Origin of the sequence: Halomonas sp. (assembly GCF_041689495.1) — a bacterium.
Lineage (GTDB): Bacteria > Pseudomonadota > Gammaproteobacteria > Pseudomonadales > Halomonadaceae > Halomonas.
The window spans coordinates 1-3,947 of sequence record NZ_JBDNGD010000445.1 but is presented as its reverse complement, the minus strand read 5'-3'; the positions used below and the strand labels follow the sequence as shown (position 1 = coordinate 3,947).

At 62.9% G+C, this 3,947-nt stretch carries 4 protein-coding genes and 1 riboswitch; all 4 genes read right to left on the bottom strand.

Features of this window, described 5'->3' with window-relative positions; translation table 11 throughout:
• Positions 1 to 1,622 (bottom strand): isocitrate/isopropylmalate family dehydrogenase (locus ACESMD_RS13755; RefSeq protein WP_372614096.1); only part of this gene is annotated, 1,622 nt, incomplete at its 3' end.
• Positions 1,623 to 1,808: 186 nt separating this feature from the next.
• A complete protein-coding gene (gene tenA / locus ACESMD_RS13750) occupies positions 1,809 to 2,477 on the bottom strand; it encodes a thiaminase II (RefSeq protein ID WP_372614094.1) in 669 nt (222 codons plus the stop codon).
• An 84-nt stretch (positions 2,478 to 2,561) separates the two neighbouring features.
• A riboswitch (TPP riboswitch) is annotated at positions 2,562 to 2,684 on the bottom strand.
• Positions 2,661 to 2,945 (bottom strand): hypothetical protein, encoded by a 285-nt coding sequence (locus ACESMD_RS13745; protein ID WP_372614092.1) that lies wholly within the window; start codon positions 2,943 to 2,945, stop codon positions 2,661 to 2,663. Its footprint overlaps the riboswitch before it by 24 nt.
• 30 nt (positions 2,946 to 2,975) lie before the next feature.
• Positions 2,976 to 3,560: a CDP-alcohol phosphatidyltransferase family protein gene (locus ACESMD_RS13740; protein WP_372614090.1), complete on the bottom strand. Its 585-nt coding sequence runs from the start codon at positions 3,558 to 3,560 to the stop codon at positions 2,976 to 2,978.
• Positions 3,561 to 3,947 lie beyond the last annotated feature (387 nt).

Genomic DNA, 3,947 nt, shown 5'->3' with positions numbered 1-3,947 from the left:
GTGTCGATCAGCGCGGCCTTGAGGCGGGTGGCGTAGCTGACTAGCGCGGTGTTGTGTTCGCGTTCGCCGAGGGTTTCCAGGGCATTCGCCACGGCATAGATCAGTGCCGAGGAGTTGAAGTTGGCCACCTTGCCGTCGCTCTCCCGGTAACTCAGGTAGAGATCGTGGGCGGTGCCATGTGGCGCCTCGAAGAGCATGGTGCCGCTCTGGCTCTCGATGATCGAACTGGCAGTGGCCAGGCTGCCCCCCAGGGCCGCGGAGATGTCCGAGAAGATGTCGCCGTCGAGGTTCTGCGCCGGGTAGAGGGCGTTTCTCGGCGGGTCGGTGATCATCTTGATGAGCTGACTGGAGGGCCGCATGATCATGAAGGATGGCGGCGGGGTGTCGGCGTCTGCCAGCTCGCGACGCACGTCGGTGATGACCTTGCTGAAGACCTCGTCGTATTCCATGTACTCGCGTTTGAGGCCGAAGTAGACCTCCTTCTGCTTGCGCGAAGCATCACGGAATACCTGGCCGACCCAGTCCTTGATGGCTTCGTGGTCGTTCGACATCAGCAGGATGGGGTCACCCTTCTTGACGTGCCTGGCGTGCTTCTCCTCGCCGTCGACGATGACCTTGAGGATGCCGTCTTCCCGTACGGGCATGTTGTAGCTGCCGTACTGGTCACCGCCGCCGGCGCTCATCCTGGACAGTGAGACATGGGCATTGCGGCTGGGGATGCCGTGCACCTTGAGCTGCTCGACCAGCTTGTGGAGCTTGCGGCCGGTGGTGTTGTCCGGCACGCCCCAGAGTGCCCGCTCCGGTGGATTGGCAACGAGGCGAGCGGCCTGGGCATCGATCAGTTCATAGTGGTAATTGAGCCCCAGCGCCTCGACCTGCGCTCGGTAATCCTGCAAGTAGATGGCCTCGATGGCGGCCCGCATGACGCCGTCATAGCCGGCGATCACGGTGTCCTTCAGGCCCAGGTAGATGTCGCGCTTTTCGTCGATGGCGCGCTGGAAGAAGCGGTGGGCCCAGGCCTTCACGTCATCGATGTCATTGGTGGCGAGCAGCCAGGGGTCACCCTTCTTGACCTCTCGGCGGTGGAGCTCTTCCGGGTCGCCACTGCTGCCGACGAACATCAGCTTGACCACGCCGGTGGCACGGGACAACTCATTGAAGCTGTCCTTGATGCCGCCGTCCTCCATGGTATCGACCTCGATATCGCGGCCGACCCAGTCCGGCGTCTTGACCTGGAGGTTGCGGAACTGGATGTCCTCGCGGGTGATGTTGCCGCCGATACCCTTGCGTATGGCGCCGTTGGGCGACTTGGTGGCCAGCGGGTGCAGCGTGGTGCCATCGAGTTCGGGATGGGCGGCCAGCAGTTCGCCCAGCTGCTCGCGGTTGACCGTCATGCCGGCGTTCTTCACCCCCACGCCATGTCGATTGAGTGCCTCGATGGCATCGATCACCACCTGGCCATTGGTGAGCACCCGGTGTTCGGCGGAAAGGTCGATCTCCACCAGGTCAATGTCCAGTGGCGTGGTGACGAACATCTCGAGGATCCTCTCGAAGGCCACCTGTGCCATCTCGTCGCCGTGCAGGATGACGAGAGGGGCATCCACCTTGATCTTGCTGTTCATGGTTTGCGTTCCCTGTGTTGCGATCGTCGCATCGAGGCGTGTGTCAGACGCATCGTCCTGTGCGATGCAAATCCCGCTAGGTTAATCCCTGTCCATTCCGTGATCAAATGGTCACTACCTGTAATAGTTACCCGACACGAGTACACCGACCAGAGCCCGCGCGGGTCTTTCGATTGAGCCAGAGCGTCAGTCGGCGCGATCAAGTCCCATCTGCCAGAAGTCGATCTCCAGGCGCGTGGCGTCGCGAAACACCTCGACGAGCTCGGCAAAGCGCGCCGGGGTGACGTCGGCCAGGCGTGTGTCGAGCCAGTCGAGCTCGGCGCCCATGGCGGCCTGGAAGTCGTCGCCATCGTACATGGCGATCCAGGCGTCGTAGGGATTGGCCTCGCCGCGTACCGTGAATGACTGGTCGTTCAGCCAGTTGGCAATCTCACCGTAACCGATCAGGCAGGGGGCGAGGGCCACATGCAGGTCGAGCAGGTCGCCGCGGTTACCGGTATCCAGCACGTAGCGGGTGTAGGCCATGGTGGCGCGGGCCTCGGGCAGGGCGGCGAGGTCGGCCTCGCTGATGCCCCAGTCGCGGCAGTAGCCCGCGTGCAGGCCGAGCTCCACGTCGACGATCGCCTTGAGCCCCTCATGGGCCTGACGCAGGTCGGCCAGGGTGCGGCTCTTGTAGGCGGCGAGCGCATAGGCGCGGGCAAAGTGAACCAGGAACAGGTAGTCCTGCTGCAGGTAGTGGCGGAAGGCTCCCTCGTCGAGGGTGCCGTCGCCCAGGCCGCGCACGAAGTCGTGCTCGATATAGGCGCGCCAGTCGTCCTGGCAGGCCGCCGTCAGATCGGTGAAACGATAGGCCATTTCGACTCCGGAGATTGGTGACGATCCGGGGTCTGACGTGCGGAAGAGAGGGGGGAGGGCCGATGCCCGCAGAAAGAACAAGGGGCCGGTCCACCGCCTGATTTCCTACGCCGGTACGAGCCGGATCAGGTTCCACGGGACCAGCGCTGCGTTCATCTTCGAACTGCGCCATCTCAGCCGGATTCATCGGCACCCCGTCAAGCGACAACCTGAGTCTAGCAGGCTGGCCGTGACTTGCCATCCCCTCAAGTGGTAGACGAACTCTCCTTGCCCCTCCAGGAAGCTCCCCAACTGCATGGCATATCCCAGATGACCGATCAGAAAGCCGATGGAGAAGTGTTCCGGGTCGATGCGGTAGCGATGTGGTTCGGCAGCGGCCGGCAGGCTACCCAGTGCCAGGGTGCCGGCCAGGGCGATGATTGCCGCCAGGGAACGGCAGCGGGATGACGTTGGTTGATGAAGGGACATCTGACTTTCCTCCGCAGTGAGGGGATGCCGTCACGGGATCGGGCGCGTCCCATGTGCGGCATGTCGATATAGCCAGCGAATATCCACGGCAAACGACAGGCCGAGTCCGGCCAGCACGAATGCATAGCGCATGGCGCCGATGGCGACTACCCAGGCACCGACCTTGCCGAGCACCATCAAGGCTAGGCATAGCAAGAGAATGAAGAAGGCATCCAGTTCCATATCGAAGCGGGCCCCGAGCTCACTGGCGGACCCCGTTCGGCGGGCCACCCAGCCATCCCCGCCATCCAGCATCAAGGCCAGCAGGGACAGGGCGGCGAAGAAGCCGACATGGCGAGACAGCACCACCGGGTCGGTCAGGGTTCCCGCCAGCAGGGCCACCAGGACACTGCGTGCCAGGGTGACCCGATTGGCCCAGCCCAGGCGGTGCCAGTCGTCGGGGACGGAATGCAACAGACACCCCGCGATGGTCACCTGAACGCCCATGGCGACAAGCGCCACCAAGGGGCTTGCCTCCAGCCAGTACGCCAGCATGGCTACCAGGATCAGCTGGCAGGCCAGGGTGATTGACAATTCCCGCCGGATCATCCGTTGCGGGGCTATGCGTATCTCCATGGGCGAGGCTGGGTCCTGGGCGAGGGCGTTGGAGGATAGTCTTCCATGAAAGACTGTCGGTATTGTACAGAGACGACGCAAGCCGTCAGTCCATGGGCTGATTCGTTCAGACCGGTCGACGCTGAATGGCGAGGTGATGCATTCGGCTTGTGCGATGGAACGTATCTGTATCATTATTGTAGAAGTATATGAGGATCAGGACCAGGCCGCCTGTGTGATCACAGGCTACCGGTCTGATAGTTAGTATCTTGCCGATTCACCGGATGTGCTCATGCCCGTCGCCACTGACACCGCTACCGCCTTCTGGACCCTGGCTCCCGGTCTGGGTGCCCTGCGTGAGGAAGCCTTGCCCGATACCGGCCCGGACGAGGTACGGGTCAAGACCCT

Coding starts and splice junctions, on each gene's coding strand:
- tenA (WP_372614094.1), bottom strand. CDS start 2,477: ATGGCCTATCGTTTCACCGATCTGACGGCGGCCTGCCAGGACGACTGG.
- ACESMD_RS13745 (WP_372614092.1), bottom strand. CDS start 2,945: ATGTCCCTTCATCAACCAACGTCATCCCGCTGCCGTTCCCTGGCGGCA.
- ACESMD_RS13740 (WP_372614090.1), bottom strand. CDS start 3,560: ATGGAGATACGCATAGCCCCGCAACGGATGATCCGGCGGGAATTGTCA.